Consider the following 18,563-nt stretch of genomic DNA (forward strand, 5'->3'; position numbering starts at 1 on the left):
CGGCCGCGCTGGGGGATCGGATGTACGCCGGCGTATCCCAAGGTAGTGCGCGCGGGCTAGGCCGATGGCAAGCAGAGCAGCGATGCTTGCCGATGCATTTCGTCACTTCATTTCACCAATTACTGCCAACTATGGTGTCATGTCGTCTCGTGCGAAGGTGATCAGGTTTGCAGCGTGGAAATCCTGATGGATGCCGGGTCTGAATTGCAGTCACGTTTTCGCAAGCGCGAAAAACAAAAAGGGCTCCAGCGAACTGGAGCCCTTCGTATTTCTGGTAGGCCGTGCGGGACTCGAACCTGCGACCAACGGATTAAAAGTCCGCTGCTCTACCAACTGAGCTAACGACCCGAAAGACCGCTATTATAGGCAAACTCTATCAGCGGTGTCAACACTGTGCCGTCACAAACGATCATCGATCGTTCATCAAACACCCCACCGCGATGAAGCCGCTTACTTGAGCGATGCCATCCTGTCCTTGCCGGTTTGCGCGGCAGGGGTGTTCGGATACTTGGCGATCAACTGTTCCAGCGTTTTCTTGGCTGCTGCCTTGTCCTTCAGTTCGGCTTGCGAACTGGCGATGTTGAGCAGGGCGTCAGCGGCCTTGGGGTTGTCCGGATAATTCTTCACCACCACCTGCTGCGCAGCGATGGCACCCTTGTAGTCGCGCTGGGCGTACAGGGCATTGCCTTGCCAGTATTGCGCCGAGGCGGCGTAGCCGGATTGCGGATAGCGCTTGAGGAAGTCGGCGAAGGCGTTGCCCGCTCCCTTGTAATCGCCACCCTTGAATTGCGACAGGGCCGCATCATAGGCCTGCTGTTCGGAGACGCCTACAGCCACGGTCTGGCCATCGACTTGCACCTGCTGCGGTTCCAGCTTGCGCAGGCGTGCATCCAGGTCGACGTAGAAATCCTTCTGGCGTTGCTGGGCGTTGGTAATCTCGTTGGTCAGCACCTCGATCTGGCCGCGCAGCGCCGCAATCTGGGATTGCAGGTTGTCGTTGCGGTCCGAGAGCGTCAGGACGCTGTTCTTGTCAGCCTTGTTGGCGACGTCACGCTGCAGGGCTTCGATCTTGGAACGGATGTCCAGGATGGCCTTGCGCGCCTCGTCATCATCAAACAGGCCGGCACGGGCGGTAAGCGGTAGGAAAGCCGTGGCGGCCAGCAAGGCCGCCACGGTTACCGATTTCAGTTTGAAAGCGGTATGCATGTCGATTATTGGTAAGCGATGTCAGCGCGACGGTTCTCGGCGTAGGACGCTTCATCCTGGCCCAGTGCCTTGGGCTTTTCCTTGCCGAAGGAAACCGCTTCCACTTGTGCATCCGACACGCCCAGCAGGACCAGAGCCTTGCGGACTGCTTCAGCACGCTTCTGACCCAGGGCCAGGTTGTACTCGGCGCCACCGCGATCATCGGTGTTGCCCTGGATGATCACCTTGCGGTCCTTGTGGGCCACCAGGTACTTGGCGTGGTTTTCGATGACGGTACGGTATTCCGGCTTGACAGTGTAGCTGTCGTAGTCGAAGTACACGCTACGCTTGGCCAGCACGCCTTGCGGGTCGTTCAGCGGATCAACCGAACCGGCGTTGACGGTGCCCACGGCGCGGGTGTCAGCGCCGTTGCTGGCGCCGTTCTGCACGGGAGCGTTGGCCTTGTCGTCCAGCTTGGTCGACGAGCAGGCGGCCAGCAGGACAGCGCTGGAGACGATGAGGGCGAAGGTACTGATAGTGCGCATTTTGGATTTCTCCTTGTCGTGATGAAAGCAATATTGGATTTCTTTATTTCATGAACGGACCCCAGGTCGGTTCCCTGATATCACCGGCCTGCGTCGTCAGACGCTGTTTGATTCGGCCATCGACGGAAACGACGGCCAGGGATCCGCGACGACCAGATTCCGTCGCGTACATGATGTATTTGCCATTGGGCGCAAAGCTGGGCGACTGGTCGCGGCTGCCGTCGGAGAGGCGAATCTCCTGGCCATTGGTCAGGTCCAGCGCATACAGCTGGAACAGACCGTCGCGACGCGAAATGAAGGCCAGCGTCTTGCCATCCGGCGAAATGCGCGGGCTGATGTTGTAGCTGCCATTGAAGGTGACGCGCTGGGGCGAGCCACCATCCAGGCCGACCTTGTACACCTGCGGACCGCCGCTGCGGTCGCTGGTGAAGTAGACGCTACCGCCATCGGGCGAAAACTGCGGTTCGGTATCGATGCCGGCACTGTTGGTCAGGCGGCGCAGGCCCGAACCGTCGGCATTGATCACGTACACCTGGGTCAGGCCATCGCGGGTCAGGGCCACGGCCAGGCGCGAGCCGTCCGGCGACCAGGCCGGGGCCGAGTTGCTGCCCTTGAAGTTGGCCACGATGGAGCGCTGGCGGGTCACCAGGTTCTGGATGTAGACCACCGGCTTCTTCATCTCGAAGGAAACGTAGGCGACCTTGGTGCCGTCAGGCGACCAGGACGGCGAAATGATCGGCTCATTGGAGCGCAATGCCACTTGCGTGCCTTCACCATCGGCATCAGCCACTTCCAGGCGGTATTCGCTGCCGGACTTGGTCACGTAGGAGATGCGGGTGGAGAAGATGCCGGGAATGCCGGTCAGCTTCTGGTAGATGTCGTCGGCGATCTTGTGCGCGGTCAGGCGCAGCAGTTGCGGCTGGGCGCCGATGGACAGGGCCGAGAGCTGGGTCGATTGCACCGTGTCGAAGAGGCGATAACGCACGTCGAAACGGCCATCGGCCAGGCGCGTGACGCTGCCCACGGCCAGTGCATTGGCACCGCGCTTCTGCCAGTCGGCATAGTTGATGGCCGAGGAGTCCGAGAGTGCATCGCCATTGTCGATGAGCTTGAAGATGCCGCTGCGGGCCAGGTCGGCCTTGACCACCGAGGTGATCTGCTGCGGCGCGGCTTCTTCGCCGGGGAAGGCGGTGATGGCCACCGGGATCTGGGAAGCACCCACGCCGGTGATCTCGAAGCGGATCTGCGCCTGCGAGGCCGGGGCGAAGGACAGGCCGGCCACGGCCACCATGGCAGTGGCCATGCGGGTCAGGGACAGGGTCAGGTAACGGGCTTTAATCATCGTTTACTGATCTTTCGGATAATGGGTGAATGTGAAGCTGGACGGTACCTTGCCATCCGTGTCGGCCGGGAAGGGCTGGGACTTCATGATGGCAGTGCGCACGGCTTCGTCGAAGCCCGGGACGCCTGAAGGCTTGTTCACACGCACGCTGCGCACGGTCCCGTCCGGGAACAATTCGACAGTGTACTCCCCGGCAGGGTTTCCGCTGACGCCGCTATTGTCGAAGACCGTATTGCTGCGGATCTTGGCGCGCAACTTGTTGGCGTAGTTCGGGCTGCCCTTCGGACCTTGCGACTTCTCAGCCGTGCCGGTGCCGCCGGTGGCACTGGTCGCCTGGCCCATCATGCGCTTCAAATCTTCCTGGCGACGTGCTTCAGCAGCCTTGGCGTCGGCCGCGGCTTGCTGCTGCTTCTTCTTGTCGGCAGCCTGCTTTTCGGCGTCGGCCTTCTTCTTGGCCTCTTCTTCCTTCTGCTTGTCTTCCTTCAGCTTCTTCTGCTTCTCGGCTTCCAGCTTTTCCTTCTTCTCGCGTTCAGCCTTGTCCTTCTCGGCCTGTTCCTTCTTCTCGCGCTCGGCCTTTTCCTTTTCGGCCTTGAGCTTGTCAGCCTTTTCCTGTTTCTCCTGCTCTTCCTTGCGCTTCTTTTCCTTCTCTTTTTGCAGGGCGATATCGGGCTTGTCGAGCTTGGGCTCGTCGATCACCTTGGGGGCGACGGGCTTGGGCTCGATCACAGGCTGCGGCTTGGGCGGCTCGACCACCGGATCCGGTTCGGGCTGCGGCTGGGGCGGCGTGGGCAGGGGCGCGGCTTCCTTGTACTGCGGATCCCAGATCTCGGCTTCCACGGTCAGCGGTGTTTCGCTCTGCCAGCGGATGCCGATCCAGAAGAACAGGAACAAGGCCACGTGCATCACCAGCGCCAGCGTGATGGCGCGCCAGCGGCCGGGTGGCTTGGGGATGGTGTAGTGTGCGTTATCGCTCATATCACTCGGCTGTGCGCTTACTTGGTGGCCAGGCCGACCCGCGCGATTCCTTGTTTCTTGGCTTCCGAGATGACTTGCACCACGTCGTCGTACTTGATTTCCTTGTCGGCCGAAATCATCACGGCCAGGTCCGGATTGTCCTCATGCAGCTTGCGCAGGCGTTCCGACAGGTCGGTCTTGCCGGTCACGGTCTCGGCCTTCTTGCCACCGCTCTTGGGGCCGTTGATGCGGATGGTGGCCTGGGCGTTGGGCTTCAAGGCGATCTCGATGTAATCCGACGGCGGCTGCGTGGACTTGCCCGCCGTAGGCAGGTTGATCACGCTGGGATTGGTGATGGGGGTGGCCACCATGAAGATGATGAGCAGCACCAGCATCACGTCGATGTAGGGCACGACGTTGATCTCGGACTTGAACTTGCGGGGACGGCCCCCGCGCATCGATGAGCCAGCCATTAGCGTGCCTGACGTTGCAAGATGTTGGAGAATTCTTCGATGAAGCTCTCGAAGCGGATCGCCAGACGGTCGATGTCGTGCGAATAGCGGTTGTAGGCCACCACCGCCGGAATGGCCGCGAACAGGCCGATGGCCGTGGCGATCAGGGCTTCGGCAATGCCGGGCGCGACGGCCGCCAGGGTGGCCTGCTGCACGTTGGCCAGGCCGCGGAAGGCGTTCATGATGCCCCAGACGGTGCCGAACAGGCCCACATACGGGGAGACCGACCCGACCGAGGCCAGGAAGGCCAGGTGCGATTCCAGCGCATCCATCTCGCGCTGGTAGGCCGCGCGCATGGCACGGCGGGCACCGTCCAGCAGCAGGCCGGGATCGACTGCGCCGCCGCGGGCGGCAACCGATGCCTTGGCCTTGGTGAATTCGCCCATGCCGGCCTGGAAGATGCGCTCCAGCGCGCCACCGGCGTCGGCCTTGCGGCGGTTGGACAAGGCATCCTGATACAGCGCCGAGAGGTTGCCGCCAGACCAGAAGACGCGTTCGAATTCCTCGGTCTGCACGCGCGCCGAGCGAATGGTGAACATCTTGCGGAAGATGTAGGTCCAGCTGATGATCGATGCCGACAGCAGCAGCAGCATCACCAGTTGCACCAGGACGGACGCGTTTGCGATCAGTGAAATGAAGGACAGGTCTTGTGTGACGTTCATGGGAAAGTGTGGCGGCTTGGAGGCGGCGTTTGGATGATGAAGCTAGGTTAAGGATCTGTTGTAGTGTTCAATCGTTCATGTGTTGATGAAACGATACGAAACAAAAGACGGTAAATACGCAGAGAAGTTTTCCATGGTGCAGATTGTCCCAGCCGGCGGGAGTTTGTCGCCCTGTGGCGACACGCTCAGCACCATAAAGGCCCGGATGAGCTTTTCCGTTGACATCATGTGGTCGTTTTGATGCAGGTCATCAATTCGTCAGGAATCGGACGCGGCCGGAAAGTGGCCTGGTCCACGCAGACTACGGTAATGCTCCCTCGTGCCAGCAGCCTGGGTTGCACATCATCGGCATGGGCAGCATCCAAGCCGTCCCCCGACGGCAGGCGCCAGGCCTCCTGGATGAATTGCATGGAGGCATTTCGACATTTTTCGACCACGACGGTCAGGCGGAGTTCATCGTCCAGGCGGGCTGGCGAGAGATAGTCGACACTGGTGTTCTTGACCACGAAGATGGCGCCGGTGGTCTCGGCCAGGTGCTGTTGCTGGAAACCGAAGGAGCGCAGCCATTCCGTGCGGGCGCGCTCGAAGAACTTCAGGTAGTTGGCGTAGAAGACCACGCCTCCGGTGTCAGTATCTTCATAATAGACCCGGATATTCCAGTCGAATGGACTACTGGCGGCACTCATATGCTTCTTGTTATTGGGAAATCTGCTGTGGCAGTGAAGAAGGAATCAAGAAAAACGAATCAAGGAAAACACGTCGGCGATTCACGATGATGCCGTCAGGCAAGCGGACTGGGAGGGGGCCGGCCGCTGCCAGAAGAACTTGTCCATCAGGCAATGATCTGGCGAGGATGGCGTTCTTGCGGTGCCAGGGCACCTTCGGCAAAAACGCCATTCTACTCCATCCCTTACTGTTTGCGCTTGATGTTGAAGGGGCTGAAGCCCTGGCAGGTCGGCATCAGTTCCATGTAATTGATGTTCACATGGGCGGGCATGGTGGCGACCCAGAAGGCGGCTTCGGCGATGTCTTCGGCCGTCAGCGGGGTAGTTCCTTCATACACCTTCGCAGCCGCCCCATCGTCACCCTTGAAGCGCACGTTGGAGAACTCGGTGCCGCCGCACAGGCCGGGGGCCAGGTTGGTGGCGCGCACGCCGGTACCGACCAGGTCAGCGCGCAGGTTCAGGGTGAACTGGTCGACGAAGGCCTTGGTGGCACCGTAGACGTTGCCGCCCGGGTAGGGGTAGGCACCGGCCACCGAGCCCAGGTTGATGATGGTGCCGCTGCCGCGCTTGACCATCTCCGGCAGCAGGGCGTGGGTGATGGTGACCAGGCCCTTGACGTTGGTGTCGATCATGGTTTCCCAGTCCGACAGCGCCACTTCGTGGGCCGGGCCCAGGCCCAGGGCCAGGCCGGCGTTGTTGATCAGCACGTCGACCTGCTTCCATTCGCCCGAGAGGCTCTCCAGGCCGGCGTTGATCGATTCCTTGCTGGTCACGTCCAGCACCAGGGGCAGCACCTTGTCGGCACCCAGTTCCTTGACCAGGTCATCCAGGCGCTCCTTGCGGCGACCGGCCGCGATCACCTTGTGACCGTTGCCGGCAAATTTGCGCGCCATGGCGGCGCCGAAGCCTGCGGTTGCTCCTGTAATCAACACGACCATCTCTTGATTCTCCTGTTGTGTGGCAGTTGGACCGGCGCCGGCGCAGAGCTTGGATAAAGCTTCACGCCAGCAGTCCGGAGATAAAACGAAATTGTAGCCGAAAGCCGCTTTTTACGAGGATGGGGGCGCTTTTGCACGCGGTTTTCTCGCTTTTTCGTTCATATTCGCGTGGTGCGATGCTGTTGCGCGGCCACCATGGTTCTTGCCCAAATCGCCCCGTTTCACTACAATGCGTTCACCATTTCGTCTCACGTGACTGGCGAAAAGCCGCTTAAAACCGGCCAAGATGGGGATCCATCGGGAAGCGTGAGATTTCAACAGCCGTGCGCCTGGGCAGCCGAATGGACAGTACGACTGAGGCTGCCCGCAATCCCATTCCATTTTTCAGGCCCTCATTCGATTTCGGAAGTCGAGCCCCCGGCATGTCCGCATGCTGCCGGTGACGCGATCTTCGGCCCAGCTCATCAATTTGGAGAAAAACCATGTTTGACAAGAACCAGACTCTCGCGAAAGTCGATCCCGACCTGTGGTCTGCCATCCAGAAGGAAAACACCCGCCAGCAGGATCACATCGAGCTGATCGCGTCCGAAAACTACACCTCGCCGGCCGTGATGGAAGCGCAAGGTTCGCAGCTGACCAACAAGTACGCCGAAGGCTATCCGGGCAAGCGCTACTACGGCGGCTGTGAATTCGTGGACGTGGCCGAGCAGCTGGCCATCGACCGCCTGAAGGCCCTGTTCGGCGCCGAAGCCGCCAACGTGCAACCGAACTCCGGTTCCCAGGCCAACCAGGGCGTGTTCTTCGCCATGTTGAAGCCGGGCGACACCATCATGGGCATGTCGCTGGCAGAAGGCGGCCACCTGACCCACGGCATGGCACTGAACATGTCGGGCAAGTGGTTCAACGTGGTTTCCTACGGCCTGAACGACAAGGAAGAAATCGACTACGACGCCATGGAACGCCTGGCCCGTGAGAAGAAGCCCAAACTGATCATCGCTGGCGCCTCGGCTTACTCGCTGCGCATCGATTTCGAGCGCTTCGCCAAGATCGCCAAGGAAGTCGGCGCCTACTTCATGGTGGACATGGCCCACTACGCCGGCCTGATCGCAGCAGGCGTGTACCCGAACCCGGTGCCCTTCGCCGACTTCGTGACCTCGACCACCCACAAGTCCCTGCGCGGCCCGCGCGGTGGCGTGATCCTGATGAAGGCTGAGCACGAGAAGGCCATCAACTCGGCCATCTTCCCCGGCATCCAGGGCGGCCCGCTGATGCACGTCATCGCTGCCAAGGCCGTGGCCTTCAAGGAAGCGGCGTCGCCGGAATTCAAGGCGTACCAGCAGCAAGTGGTGAAGAACGCCGACGTGCTGGCCAAGACCCTGATCAAGCGCGGCCTGCGCATCGTCTCCGGCGGCACCGAGTCGCACGTGATGCTGGTGGACCTGCGTCCCAAGGGCCTGACCGGCAAGGAAGCCGAAGCCATCCTGGGTTCGGCCCATATGACCTGCAACAAGAACGGCATCCCCAACGATCCGGAAAAGCCATTCGTGACCTCCGGCATCCGCCTGGGCAGCCCGGCCATGACGACCCGTGGTTTCAAGGAAGCCGAAGCCGAGAAGGTCGGCAACCTGATCGCCGACGTGCTGGACAACCCGCACGATGCCGCCACCATCGAGCGCGTCAAGGCCGAAGTGAAGAAGCTGACTGAAGCCTTCCCGGTCTACGGCTGATCCAGGTTGGAAGGGCTGGCCCGTTTCGGGCCGGTGTGAAGTTTCCTGCAAAAACCAGGAAATTTCCGAAGTGCAGGAAGATGTTGCTGACGGCGCCCGTTCCCGCGGGCGCCGTCGCTTATTGGACCCTGGTGTTTGCACTACCATACGATGGTGCCGGCGATGTCCGGATGCAACACTGGCGAGCCTGCTACAGCATGCATGCAGCGTGCCAGCGAAGTCCCGGGGGCCAGGCCCTCATTGTTCAGTTCAACCAGATCACAGCCACCATGAAGTGCCCATTCTGCAATCACGAAGACACCCCGGTGCTGGATACGCGCCTGTCCGAAGACGGCCATTCCATCCGCCGCCGCCGCCGCTGCGGCAATTGCGACAAGCGCTTCACCACCTACGAACGCATCGAGCTGACCATGCCGGTGATCGTCAAGAAGAATGGCAGCCGCACCGATTTCGATCCGGCCAAGCTGCGCGGCAGCCTGATGCTGGCCTTGCGCAAGCGCCCGGTCTCAGCCGAGGCGGTCGACATGGCCATCCAGAGCATCCAGGACAAGCTGCTGCAAAGCGGCGAGCGTGAGGTGATGTCGGGGCAGGTCGGGGAGCTGGTCATGCGCGAATTGAAGCGGCTGGACAAGATCGCCTATATCCGCTTTGCCTCGGTCTACAAGAGCTTCGAGGACGTGAACGAATTCCAGGATGTGATCGATGAAGTGGGGCTGGAGCGCAAGGGCGCGAAAAAGCGCGAGAGCTGAGTGCGGCGCAGCGGGCCTGTTTGTTGGGCCCCTATGTCCCGGTGTCGCCAGCGAACGGGCATAAAAAAACGGCTGCGAATGCAGCCGTTTTTCTTCAATCCAAGTCCCGCCTGTGCCGCTGTGCCGGCATCCTGAACCTGACGGTTCAAGTTGGCTGCGGTAGTTCAATTTCGGGTTCATCGGACTAGCGACGCTCACGCCCATCGAACGATCCCACAGCCTATGCTCGTAAATGGTTCAAGGAATATATGGCAATCGCGAACACGGCAGGAGTACGAAGTCTAACCCATTCATGTTCGTCCTCCAAGACCTTCCTCAAAAATAAATCCGCGATTTTGTAACCGGATTTCCTGGCCCGCATCGTAGCGGGAGTGCAAAACAAAATGGCTGCGCAAGGCAGCCATTTCATCGACGTCAGGGCACAGGATCAGCGCTGTCAGCAAGATCCTGACAGGGTACTCAGAACAACTTCTCCTGCGGTGCCAGTGCCTGGTCCACCACTTCGGTGATGGCGGCAATCTGCTGCTGCCACTGGGCAATGGTCAGGCCGGCGAAGGGGCCTTCAGCGCGTTGCATGCTCAGCAACTCGGCGGCGATGCCAAGTCCCGCCATCACGGCGATGCGATCAGTGCCCTTGATGCGGCCGGCGTCGCGGATGGCGCGCATCTTCTGGTCGAGGTAGGCGACTGCATGATGCAGCGCGGCCTGTTCGCCTTCCTGGCAGGCCAGGGTATAGGACTGGCCCATGATCATGGCGTTGATCTGGATGGTGCTCATGCAGCCTCCTCATCGGCCGCAGCCGCTTCTTCCACTTCGGCTACCGGCAGTTGCGCCAGGACAGCGGCCACGCGGTCGTAGGCCTGGTCCACGCGGGAGAGCAGGGTGGTGTTGTCTTCGGAGAGCAGTTTGACTTTCCGGCGCAGCTCGGCATTTTCTTCGCGCAGGCCTTGTGCCAGCTTGGCGAGCTGAGTGACTTTTTCAGCCAGTTGCAGGAATTCGGAACTCATGTGTTGATTTGTTCGCAGGAATGGGATGACGCCAGCGGGCGCCAGCGTGTGTCAGAGATGTTCAGGATCACGGCATCTCAATCGCACAATTATAAGCGCATTGCCGCGCCACCTGAACAAGAACGGCCGCACGGAGCGGCCGGATGGGTTTGGTCAGCGCCGGCCGGGTTTGGTTCCCGGCGCAGCGTGTCGCATTGCCGTTACTTGTCGCTGCGCCGCGTGGCCTGTCCGTGCATGCGCATATAGCCTTGTTGCAGCACGAAGTTGTCGAAGGCCGTCAGCAGGGGATGGTATTTCTCGCTGTTGCGTTCCAGTTGCATGAGCGCATAGCCGGTCGCCTCCAGGGTGGCCAGTTGCTCCGGCTTGTGCGATTTGCGGATGGTGTAGCGGGACGTCGGCGTGTCGATCAGCATCATGCGCGGCAGGGTCTGCAGGATCGGGTTTTCGAACAGCATCTTGCGGCTCTTGCGCCAGGTGCCATCGATGATCACCAGGCGGATGCGCTTGAGCACTTCCTGCTTGTCCACCATCATGGTGCGCGCATCGAAATAACGCGTCTCGGGGGTACAGACGTCATCCGTGTACAGCAGGACCGGGTGCACCGTCTCGCCGGGGGGCACGTTGCGCAGGCGGGACGGCGCGTGCAGCATCGCCTGCAATTCCTCCGGATCGAAGGCGGAGCCGACCGCCAGCTTGCTGTAGGGCAGGCTCAGGTGCAGCAGCCGAACGCTGTTCTTGGCGTTGTTTACTTCGAGCGGGTGCTGCAGGATCAGCACATCGACAGCGTGATCGATGGGGGAGGTCCAGTGGCAGATGCATGCCGTCAGCGCCCTCTGGCAGATCGGGCAGAGCAGCCTGCGGGCCAATTGTTGATCGTGGTTGGAAACCAAAATGTTCAGCCTTCTGTAGTTAGCGATGGTCACCTTGCAGAACGGGAAGGCGGCTGCAATCCGGCGTGCGCCGCGCCACCCCTTCATGATCCCGTTCATCGTGGGCCGTAGATTGGACTCAGTGCTGCTGTCAGTCAATCGACATAAAGCGAAGAAATTCTCGATTTTTGCGGAAATGTGGTTGGCATTTTGCTGATTTGGGTTTGCAGCTCTTGCACTGGCCCGCCGCGTGAGAGATGCTGGAAAGCTTTGCTGGTGGCCGCTGCTGCCCGGTTGGGCAGGTCATACCTTCAGGAAATCTTCCCGTCCGCCCAGCCAGCGTGCCAGATGGCGGTCGACAATGTCGGGGGCGTGTTGCAGCAAGGCCTGGGCGGTATCGCGGGCCTTTTCCACCAGCCACTGGTCCGTCGCCAGGTCGGCGAAACGCAGCATCGCCTCGCCCGACTGCCTGGCCCCCAGGAATTCCCCGGGTCCGCGGATATCCAGGTCGCGCCGGGCGATCTCGAAGCCGTCGGTAGTTTCGCGCATGGTTGCCAGCCGCTGCTTGGCGGTGCCGCCCAGCGGTCCCTGGTACAGCAGCAGGCACACGCTGGCCGCCGAGCCCCGACCCACACGTCCGCGCAGCTGGTGCAGCTGCGACAGGCCAAAACGCTCGGCATGCTCGATCACCATCAGCGAGGCGTTGGGCACGTCCACACCGACTTCGATGACGGTCGTCGCCACCAGCAGGTGGATGGCGCCGCGGCTGAAACCCTCCATGACGATTTGTTTTTCCACCGGTTTCATGCGGCCGTGTACCAGGCCGATTTGCAGGTCCGGCAGGGCCGCCGAGAGGGCGGCATGGGTGTCGGTCGCAGTCTGCAATTGCAAAGCCTCGGATTCCTCGATCAGCGGGCAGACCCAATAAATCTGCTTGCCTTCCAGTGCCGCCGCATGCACGCGTTCGATGACTTCATCGCGGCGGTTCTGGTCGATCACGCGGGTGACGATGGGGGAGCGCCCTGGCGGCAGTTCATCGATTACCGAGACTTCCAGATCGGCGTAATAGGTCATCGCCAGCGTGCGCGGAATGGGAGTGGCCGACATCATCAGCTGGTGCGGCACGGCAGCCGCCTCGCGATCGGCCGGATTGAAGCTCTTGTTGCGCAAGGCCAGGCGCTGGCCCACGCCGAAGCGATGTTGCTCATCGACGATCACCAGGCCCAGGTTCTCGAATTGCACCGTGTCCTGGATCAGCGCATGCGTGCCGATGACCAGGCGTGCCGCGCCGGATTCGATGTGGGCCAGGGCCTCGGTCTTTTCCTTTTTCTTCTGGCTGCCCGAGAGCCAGGCTACGCCCACGTTGAGCGGCTCCATCCAGGCCGCGATCTTGCGGAAATGCTGTTCGGCCAGGATTTCGGTCGGTGCCATCAGCACCGCCTGGCAGCCGCTGTCGATGGCCTGGGCGGCGGCCAGCGCGGCCACCACCGTCTTGCCGCTGCCCACATCGCCCTGCAGCAGGCGCTGCATGGGGAAGGACTGGCGCAGGTCAGCGCGGATTTCTTCGAGTACGCGCTGCTGGGCAGCGGTCAGCTGGAAGGGGAGGACCTTGGTCAGTTCCTCGGTGACGCGTCCCGTCACGGGCAAAGCGCGCGAGGTCTTGGCCCGGCGCGCGGCCTGGGCGCGCTTGAGCGAGAGCTGCTGGGCCAGCAATTCATCGAACTTCATGCGGATCCAGGCAGGGTGTGAACGTTCGATCAGGGCATGTTCATCCACGTCCGGCGGCGGATTGTGCAGCAGCCGCACCGACGGTTCGAAGCCGGCCAGGTTCAGGGTCTCCAGCATGGACGGGGGCAGCGTATCGCTCCAGTCCAGCCGGCTCATGGCGTTGGCGATGGCCTTGCGCAGATAGGCCTGCGAGAGGCCTTCGCCAGCCGGGTAGACGGGCGTGAGGACATCGGGCAGCGGTGCGCCCTGGTTGACCACCTTGTAAGAGGGATGGACCATCTCGGCGCCGAAGAAACCATGCCGCAATTCCCCGCGCACCCGCACCCGGGTCCCTTCGGCCAGCTGCTTGGTCTGGCTGCCGTAGAAGTTGATGAAGCGCATGGTCAACTGCCCGCTGTCGTCCCCCACCGTCACGATCAATTGCCGGCGCGGGCGGAACTGCACGTCGCAGGCGGTGACCACGCCTTCTACCTGCACCGTCTGCAGGCCCCGCAGGGAGGCCTCGGCGATGCTCATGAGGGTGGTTTCGTCCTCATAGCGCAGCGGCAGGTGCAGCACCAGGTCCATGTCGTTGTGCAGGCCCAGCTTGGCCAGCTTGTTTTCGGGCTTGGCGGCGGCCTTGGAAGCGGGAGCGGCCTTTTTCTTCGAGGCCGGCGGGCTGTTTTTCTTCGCGGTAGCGGGCATGCGGTCGGCGTTGGTTGGACGGAGGGCCATAATGGTTAGCCGCACGCGCATATGGGAAAAACGCGCAGACAGCGTAAAATAGCGGGTTACGCTATTTTACTGTGAATATTTACAGTATCAATCCCGCCGGCAACAGTTCTTGCCCGGGAACGCCCGGCGCCAGCCCGTCTGCCGCCGCCGCGCGCATCGCCTCCATCATTATTTTGCAAGCTTGTACTCGCGCATGTACTCATTATCCGACTTCGATTTCGAGCTCCCCCCCGAGCTGATCGCCCAGACCCCGCTGGCCGAGCGCAGCGCCTCGCGCCTGCTGCAGGTGCAAGGTGCGCAACTGACCGACCGCCGCTTCTCCGACATCGTCGATCTGCTGCAACCCGGCGACCTGCTGGTCTTCAACGATACCCGCGTCATCAAGGCGCGCCTGTTCGGTGTGAAGGAAACCGGCGGCAAGATCGAGGCCCTGGTCGAGCGCATCCTCGATGCGCGCACCGTCCACGCCCAGGTACGGGCCTCCAAGTCGCCGCCACCGGGTACCCGGATCCGCCTGGCCGATGCCTTCGATGTGACCGTAGGTGAACGTTTCGGCGAATTCTTTACCCTGCATTTCCCGGCCGATGCCTTTGAGTTGCTGGAGCAATACGGCAGCTTGCCGCTGCCGCCCTACATCGACCACGAGGCCGATGCCTATGACGAGACGCGCTACCAGACCGTCTACGCCAAGGAACCCGGCGCCGTGGCCGCACCGACTGCCGGCCTGCACTTCGATGAAGCGCTGCTGCAGCAATTGACCGCACGCGGCGTCAAGCAGGCCTTCGTGACCCTGCACGTGGGTGCCGGCACCTTCCAGCCGGTGCGGGTGGAAGACCTGTCGCAGCACAAGATGCACAGCGAGTGGTACACCATCTCGCCCGAGACGGTAGAGGCCGTGCGTGCCACCAAGGCGGCAGGGCGCCGTGTCATTGCAGTCGGCACCACCAGCATGCGCGCCCTGGAATCCGGTTCGCAGAGCGGTGAGCTCAAGGCCGGCAGTGATGACACCCAGCTCTTCATCACGCCCGGCTACACCTTCAAGACCGTCGACCAGCTGGTGACCAACTTCCACCTGCCCAAGTCGACCCTGCTGATGCTGGTGTCAGCCTTCGCCGGCTATGAACACATCCGCGCGGCCTATGCGCACGCCATTGCACACCAATACCGTTTCTTCAGCTATGGCGATGCCATGCTGCTGACCCGTACCTGAGAAACCCGGAAAGAAAACAGAGAGCACCATGCTGGAATTCACCCTGCTGAAAACCGACGGAAAGGCCCGCCGCGGCCGCGTCAAACTGAACCACGGCACCGTCGAGACCCCCATCTTCATGCCGGTGGGCACCTATGGTTCGGTCAAGGCCATGTCGCCGCTGGAACTGAAGGAAATCAACGCCCAGATCATCCTCGGCAATACCTTTCACCTGTGGCTGCGTCCGGGGCTGGAGGTGGTCAGCAAATTCGGTGGCCTGCACAAGTTCATCGGCTGGGACAAGCCCATCCTGACCGACTCCGGCGGCTTCCAGGTGTTTTCCCTGGGCGAGATGCGCAAGATCACGGAAGAGGGCGTGCACTTTGCTTCACCCATCAACGGTGACCGCCTGTTCCTCTCGCCAGAGATATCCATGCAGATCCAGCGCGTGCTCAATTCGGACATCGTCATGCAGTTCGACGAATGCACGCCCTACGAGATCGATGGCCGTCCCGCCACCCGTGAAGAGGCCGGCAAGTCCATGCGCATGTCGCTGCGCTGGGCCAAGCGTTCCAAGGATGAATTCGATCGCGGCGAGAACCCGAATGCGCTCTTCGGCATCGTCCAGGGCGGCATGTTCGAAGGCCTGCGCGATGAATCGCTGGCCGGCCTGGAAGAACTGGGCTTCGATGGTTTCGCCATCGGTGGCCTGTCGGTGGGCGAGCCCAAGGAAGACATGATGCGCGTGCTGGAACACGTCGGCCCGCGCCTGCCGGCCGACAAGCCGCACTACCTGATGGGCGTGGGCACGCCGGAAGACCTGGTGGAAGGCGTCTCCAACGGCGTGGACATGTTCGACTGCGTCATGCCGACCCGCAATGCCCGCAACGGCTGGATCTTCACGCGCTACGGCGACGTCAAGATCAAGAACGCCAAGTACAAGAACGACGACCGTCCCTTCGACGAGAGCTGTGACTGCTACGCCTGCAAGAACTTCTCGCGCGCCTACCTGCACCACCTGCATCGCGCCGGTGAAATCCTGGGTGCCCGCATGAACACCGTGCACAACCTGCACTACTACCTGCAACTGATGCAGGAAATGCGCGACGCCATCGACGCTGGCACCTTCCAGGCGTTCGTCAAGAAATTCAAGGAAGACCGCGCCCGCGGCGTGGACTAGGGCCGGCGCTGTTGCATCAGCCCGGCTGCGCCTGCTGCGCGCCTGGCGCCAGGCGCAGCAGGGCCTCCCACAATTGCCCCGGCGCCACCGGCTTGTGCAGCATGGGAATGCCGCTTTCGCTGGCCTCGCGCAACCTGGCCGGTGCCGTATCGCCGGTGATGAGCAGCGCACCGACATGGCGCTGGCTGGCTTGCCGCACTGCTGCGATGGCCTCGGTGCCATTGCGGTGTGCGCGCAGGCGGTAGTCGCTGATGACCACGTCGAATTCCTGTGTGCCCGCCAGGGTTTGGGCCTCGTCCAGTCCTTCCACCGCGACGCACTGGCAACCCCATTGGGTCAGTAGCTGCGCCATGCTGTCGCGTACCCGCTGGTCGTCCTCGATCAACAGGATGCGCAATCCATGCAGGTCGCGCTGTGCCGTGTGCAACGCTACGGGGGCGGGCGCAGGCACTTTCTGCGGCATGACCGCAGCGGGCAGCAGCAGCTTGAAGACGCTCCCGCGTCCGGGCAGCGACTGTACCGTGAGCTGCAAGCCCTGCATCTTTGCCAATCCCTCGGCAATGGCCAGTCCCAGTCCCATGCCCTTGTTGTGATCGCGTTCCGGATTGCCCAGCTGATGGAACTCGCGGAAGATTTCCTGCTGCTGCTCCGGTGCGATCCCGATGCCGGTATCCCACACCTCCAGCCACACCTGGCTGCCACGATGGCGGCAGGCCATCAAGATGCCGCCCCGTTCGGTATAGCGAATCGCATTGGACACCAGATTGCGCAGGATCAGCTCGGTCAGCCCGGCGTCGGCACTGGCGACGGCCTGGCTCTCGCGGGTGCGAAAGACCAGACCCTTGGCTTCAGCCTGCGCGGCCATCTCGCGGCTGATGCGATGAAGCAGTGCCTGCACGCGGAAGGGGGCGACCTGGGGAGTCACCACGCCGGCTTCGATGCGGGAGTAGTCCAGCAGTGTATGCAGCATGTCGGCGCAATTGTCGGCGGCACTGCGCAGGCGGCCGACCACCTCGCGCTGCATCGGATCGAGCGGGGTATTGGACAGCACCTCAAGGAACAGACCCTGGGCATGGATGGGTTGCCGCAGGTCGTGGCTGGCACCGGCCAGGAAACGCGACTTGGCGGCATTGGCCTGTTCGGCCTGCTGCAGGGCTTGCTGGGTTTTTTCGGATTCGCGCTGCAGGCGCTCAATGAGCGCATTGTTCTCGAAGCGCAGCATGATGGCCGCACGCGCCGCGCGTGCGCTGTTGCGCGCCTGGACCAGCAGCGAAGCCACATAGAGCAGGGCGGCCACCGCCAGCACTTGCAGCGCGTTTTCGTGGGTATGCCAGGCACTGGCCGCCAGCATGCCCAACTCCACCAGGCAGAAGGAAACGAAGGCCGGCATCACCGGCGAGAGGATGGACATGGAATTGCCCGCCACCCCCGCCAGCACCCCGATGAGCAGGATGCTGCCGCCGGGGCTGGCGGTGTCCAGCGCCAGCGGGGCCAGGAGCCCCCAGGCGGCGCCGTCGATGCCATGCAGTACCACCAGGCGGCGCGTGACTTGGCCGATGTTGGCCGGGGTGATCTCCATGTCCAGCATGCGCCGGGCATCGGCGTAGTCGAACAGCTTGGAGGCAATCACCACGCCGGCCCAGCCCAGCAGCGGCCATAGTCCTGCGCTGGCGCGCAGGGCGTAGGCCACCAGCAGCGCCACCAGGATGCCCGGCAAGACCGAGCTGCCCAGGTTGCCGCACAACAGGCGAACCTGTTCGACCCGCACGCGATGCAGCGTGTCTTCAGCCACAGCGTGGACCGGTGCACCCTGCAGGGCCGTACCGTCTTTCATGCGCTAGCTCACCAGCCCGCGCCGGCGTGCGGCGAAGGCGGCTTCGGCCCGGTTGTCCACATCCAGGGCCAGCAGGATGGCCTGGACATGCCCGCGGATGGTGTTTTCGGACAGGTTCAGGCGGCGCCCGATGGCCTTGTTGGTCAAGCCCTGGCTGAGCAAGCCCAGTACCTCGTATTGGCGCGGCGTGAACTGGGGTTTGCCGGTATCGTCGGACTCTACCGCGGGTGCCGCCATCGCATGCCCTCTACCGGCCACTTCCAGCAGCACCTTCAGGATGTGCTCGGCGGTGGCGGCTTTGGAGACGAAGGCCGCCGCCCCGCGCCGGGTCGCTTCGCGTACGGTCTCGTCGGTATCGTCGGCCGAGAGGATGATGACCGGCACCTGCGGCCACTTGCGTGCCAGCACCGACATGCCGTCGATACCATTGAGTCCGCCCAGCTGGATGTCCAGCAGCACCATGCCGGGGGGCTGGCCGTCGTCCAGGCGCATGGCGTCCTCCAGCGAGGCGGCCTCGGCGATGCTGGTGTGTGGCAAAGCCGCCTGCAGTACCAGCCGCAGGCCGCAACGAAAGAGTGCGTGATCGTCGATGATCAGCAGGCGTGAAGTCGGCATGTTAGGAACCCCTCCCGAAGCCGCATCCGCACAATCGTCGGCGGCTCCCGGAAACTGTTTTTGTTGTGCCGCGATTCTACGCTGTTGT

Annotated in this window: 18 protein-coding genes, 1 tRNA gene, 1 other RNA gene and 1 riboswitch; of the genes, 4 read left to right on the plus strand and 16 right to left on the minus strand. The window is 62.3% G+C overall.

The genetic code is table 11. The features are described from left to right. Positions 1–272: 272 nt before the first annotated feature. The 9 genes from FYB76_RS02880 to FYB76_RS02920 all read right to left on the minus strand — a co-directional run bounded on the left by FYB76_RS02880 (position 273) and on the right by FYB76_RS02920 (position 6,863). Positions 273–348, minus strand: a tRNA-Lys gene (locus FYB76_RS02880). Between the two features lie 102 nt (positions 349–450). Next, a complete protein-coding gene (gene ybgF, locus FYB76_RS02885; protein WP_088757309.1) occupies positions 451–1,206 on the minus strand; it encodes a tol-pal system protein YbgF in 756 nt (251 codons plus the stop codon). Between the two features lie 5 nt (positions 1,207–1,211). Beyond that, positions 1,212–1,730: a peptidoglycan-associated lipoprotein Pal gene (gene pal / locus FYB76_RS02890; protein WP_008326545.1), complete on the minus strand. Its 519-nt coding sequence runs from the start codon at positions 1,728–1,730 to the stop codon at positions 1,212–1,214. A gap of 43 nt (positions 1,731–1,773) precedes the next feature. Next, positions 1,774–3,072 (minus strand): Tol-Pal system beta propeller repeat protein TolB, encoded by a 1,299-nt coding sequence (gene tolB / locus FYB76_RS02895; protein ID WP_088757310.1) that lies wholly within the window; start codon positions 3,070–3,072, stop codon positions 1,774–1,776. A 3-nt stretch (positions 3,073–3,075) separates the two neighbouring features. Beyond that, positions 3,076–4,047 (minus strand): cell envelope integrity protein TolA, encoded by a 972-nt coding sequence (gene tolA / locus FYB76_RS02900; protein ID WP_154132633.1) that lies wholly within the window; start codon positions 4,045–4,047, stop codon positions 3,076–3,078. Positions 4,048–4,064: 17 nt separating this feature from the next. Beyond that, the gene (locus FYB76_RS02905) at positions 4,065–4,499 is read right to left on the minus strand and encodes a biopolymer transporter ExbD (protein WP_039788988.1); all 435 of its coding nucleotides are present in this window, start codon (positions 4,497–4,499) and stop codon (positions 4,065–4,067) included. Further along, the gene (gene tolQ, locus FYB76_RS02910) at positions 4,499–5,200 is read right to left on the minus strand and encodes a protein TolQ (protein ID WP_088757312.1); all 702 of its coding nucleotides are present in this window, start codon (positions 5,198–5,200) and stop codon (positions 4,499–4,501) included. The genes FYB76_RS02905 and tolQ overlap by 1 nt, the downstream gene beginning before the upstream one ends. Positions 5,201–5,424: 224 nt before the next feature. Further along, a complete protein-coding gene (gene ybgC, locus FYB76_RS02915; RefSeq protein ID WP_154132634.1) occupies positions 5,425–5,886 on the minus strand; it encodes a tol-pal system-associated acyl-CoA thioesterase in 462 nt (153 codons plus the stop codon). Positions 5,887–6,110: 224 nt separating this feature from the next. Next, positions 6,111–6,863: an SDR family oxidoreductase gene (locus tag FYB76_RS02920; protein WP_088757314.1), complete on the minus strand. Its 753-nt coding sequence runs from the start codon at positions 6,861–6,863 to the stop codon at positions 6,111–6,113. Between the two features lie 242 nt (positions 6,864–7,105). Beyond that, positions 7,106–7,205: riboswitch (ZMP/ZTP riboswitch) on the plus strand. Positions 7,206–7,345: 140 nt separating this feature from the next. Here FYB76_RS02920 and glyA point away from each other — a divergent pair. Both glyA and nrdR read left to right on the plus strand, forming a co-directional pair. Further along, positions 7,346–8,590, plus strand: coding sequence for a serine hydroxymethyltransferase (gene glyA, locus FYB76_RS02925; protein ID WP_154132635.1), 1,245 nt, complete (start codon positions 7,346–7,348; stop codon positions 8,588–8,590). A 269-nt stretch (positions 8,591–8,859) separates the two neighbouring features. Further along, complete coding sequence (gene nrdR, locus FYB76_RS02930; RefSeq protein ID WP_145607745.1) at positions 8,860–9,339, plus strand: transcriptional regulator NrdR; 480 nt, start codon at positions 8,860–8,862, stop codon at positions 9,337–9,339. Positions 9,340–9,438: 99 nt separating this feature from the next. Here nrdR and ssrS read toward each other — a convergent pair. The 5 genes from ssrS to recG all read right to left on the minus strand — a co-directional run bounded on the left by ssrS (position 9,439) and on the right by recG (position 13,627). After that, positions 9,439–9,615: non-coding RNA, 6S RNA (ssrS, locus tag FYB76_RS02935), on the minus strand. A 183-nt stretch (positions 9,616–9,798) separates the two neighbouring features. Then, positions 9,799–10,116: a cell division protein ZapA gene (locus FYB76_RS02940; RefSeq protein ID WP_034330349.1), complete on the minus strand. Its 318-nt coding sequence runs from the start codon at positions 10,114–10,116 to the stop codon at positions 9,799–9,801. Beyond that, complete coding sequence (locus FYB76_RS02945; protein WP_088757317.1) at positions 10,113–10,346, minus strand: DUF904 domain-containing protein; 234 nt, start codon at positions 10,344–10,346, stop codon at positions 10,113–10,115. The genes FYB76_RS02940 and FYB76_RS02945 overlap by 4 nt, the downstream gene beginning before the upstream one ends. A 200-nt stretch (positions 10,347–10,546) precedes the next feature. Beyond that, a complete protein-coding gene (locus FYB76_RS02950; RefSeq protein ID WP_088757318.1) occupies positions 10,547–11,236 on the minus strand; it encodes a tRNA-uridine aminocarboxypropyltransferase in 690 nt (229 codons plus the stop codon). Positions 11,237–11,518: 282 nt separating this feature from the next. Further along, positions 11,519–13,627, minus strand: a complete 2,109-nt coding sequence (gene recG, locus FYB76_RS02955) for an ATP-dependent DNA helicase RecG (protein WP_088757355.1) — start codon at positions 13,625–13,627, stop codon at positions 11,519–11,521. A gap of 223 nt (positions 13,628–13,850) precedes the next feature. Here recG and queA point away from each other — a divergent pair, with 223 nt between their 5' ends. Together queA and tgt are read left to right on the plus strand one after the other, a co-directional pair. Further along, complete coding sequence (gene queA, locus FYB76_RS02960) at positions 13,851–14,867, plus strand: tRNA preQ1(34) S-adenosylmethionine ribosyltransferase-isomerase QueA (RefSeq protein WP_154132636.1); 1,017 nt, start codon at positions 13,851–13,853, stop codon at positions 14,865–14,867. Positions 14,868–14,895: 28 nt separating this feature from the next. Next, a complete protein-coding gene (tgt, locus tag FYB76_RS02965) occupies positions 14,896–16,026 on the plus strand; it encodes a tRNA guanosine(34) transglycosylase Tgt (RefSeq protein ID WP_088757320.1) in 1,131 nt (376 codons plus the stop codon). 16 nt (positions 16,027–16,042) lie between these two features. On the opposite strand, the gene FYB76_RS02970 is transcribed toward tgt, so the two are convergent. Further along, positions 16,043–17,860 (minus strand): ATP-binding protein, encoded by a 1,818-nt coding sequence (locus tag FYB76_RS02970; RefSeq protein ID WP_154132637.1) that lies wholly within the window; start codon positions 17,858–17,860, stop codon positions 16,043–16,045. A gap of 3 nt (positions 17,861–17,863) precedes the next feature. After that, positions 17,864–18,475 carry a response regulator transcription factor gene (locus FYB76_RS02975; protein WP_088757322.1) on the minus strand — a complete coding sequence of 204 codons (612 nt, stop codon included), beginning with the start codon at positions 18,473–18,475 and terminating at the stop codon, positions 17,864–17,866. Between the last annotated feature and the right edge of the window lie 88 nt (positions 18,476–18,563).

Source organism: Herbaspirillum sp. CAH-3, assembly GCF_009668275.1.
In the GTDB taxonomy this organism is placed as follows: Bacteria; Pseudomonadota; Gammaproteobacteria; order Burkholderiales; family Burkholderiaceae_D; genus Herbaspirillum; species Herbaspirillum aquaticum.

Bases quoted from the DNA above. Each gene is read 5' to 3' on its own strand.
- ybgF (WP_088757309.1), bottom strand. From the start codon at position 1,206: ATGCATACCGCTTTCAAACTGAAATCGGTAACCGTGGCGGCCTTGCTG.
- pal (WP_008326545.1), bottom strand. From the start codon at position 1,730: ATGCGCACTATCAGTACCTTCGCCCTCATCGTCTCCAGCGCTGTCCTG.
- tolB (WP_088757310.1), bottom strand. From the start codon at position 3,072: ATGATTAAAGCCCGTTACCTGACCCTGTCCCTGACCCGCATGGCCACT.
- tolA (WP_154132633.1), bottom strand. From the start codon at position 4,047: ATGAGCGATAACGCACACTACACCATCCCCAAGCCACCCGGCCGCTGG.
- FYB76_RS02905 (WP_039788988.1), bottom strand. From the start codon at position 4,499: ATGGCTGGCTCATCGATGCGCGGGGGCCGTCCCCGCAAGTTCAAGTCC.
- tolQ (WP_088757312.1), bottom strand. From the start codon at position 5,200: ATGAACGTCACACAAGACCTGTCCTTCATTTCACTGATCGCAAACGCG.
- ybgC (WP_154132634.1), bottom strand. From the start codon at position 5,886: ATGAGTGCCGCCAGTAGTCCATTCGACTGGAATATCCGGGTCTATTAT.
- FYB76_RS02920 (WP_088757314.1), bottom strand. From the start codon at position 6,863: ATGGTCGTGTTGATTACAGGAGCAACCGCAGGCTTCGGCGCCGCCATG.
- glyA (WP_154132635.1), top strand. From the start codon at position 7,346: ATGTTTGACAAGAACCAGACTCTCGCGAAAGTCGATCCCGACCTGTGG.
- nrdR (WP_145607745.1), top strand. From the start codon at position 8,860: ATGAAGTGCCCATTCTGCAATCACGAAGACACCCCGGTGCTGGATACG.
- FYB76_RS02940 (WP_034330349.1), bottom strand. From the start codon at position 10,116: ATGAGCACCATCCAGATCAACGCCATGATCATGGGCCAGTCCTATACC.
- FYB76_RS02945 (WP_088757317.1), bottom strand. From the start codon at position 10,346: ATGAGTTCCGAATTCCTGCAACTGGCTGAAAAAGTCACTCAGCTCGCC.
- recG (WP_088757355.1), bottom strand. From the start codon at position 13,627: ATGCCCGCTACCGCGAAGAAAAACAGCCCGCCGGCCTCGAAGAAAAAG.
- queA (WP_154132636.1), top strand. From the start codon at position 13,851: ATGTACTCATTATCCGACTTCGATTTCGAGCTCCCCCCCGAGCTGATC.
- tgt (WP_088757320.1), top strand. From the start codon at position 14,896: ATGCTGGAATTCACCCTGCTGAAAACCGACGGAAAGGCCCGCCGCGGC.
- FYB76_RS02970 (WP_154132637.1), bottom strand. From the start codon at position 17,860: ATGAAAGACGGTACGGCCCTGCAGGGTGCACCGGTCCACGCTGTGGCT.
- FYB76_RS02975 (WP_088757322.1), bottom strand. From the start codon at position 18,475: ATGCCGACTTCACGCCTGCTGATCATCGACGATCACGCACTCTTTCGT.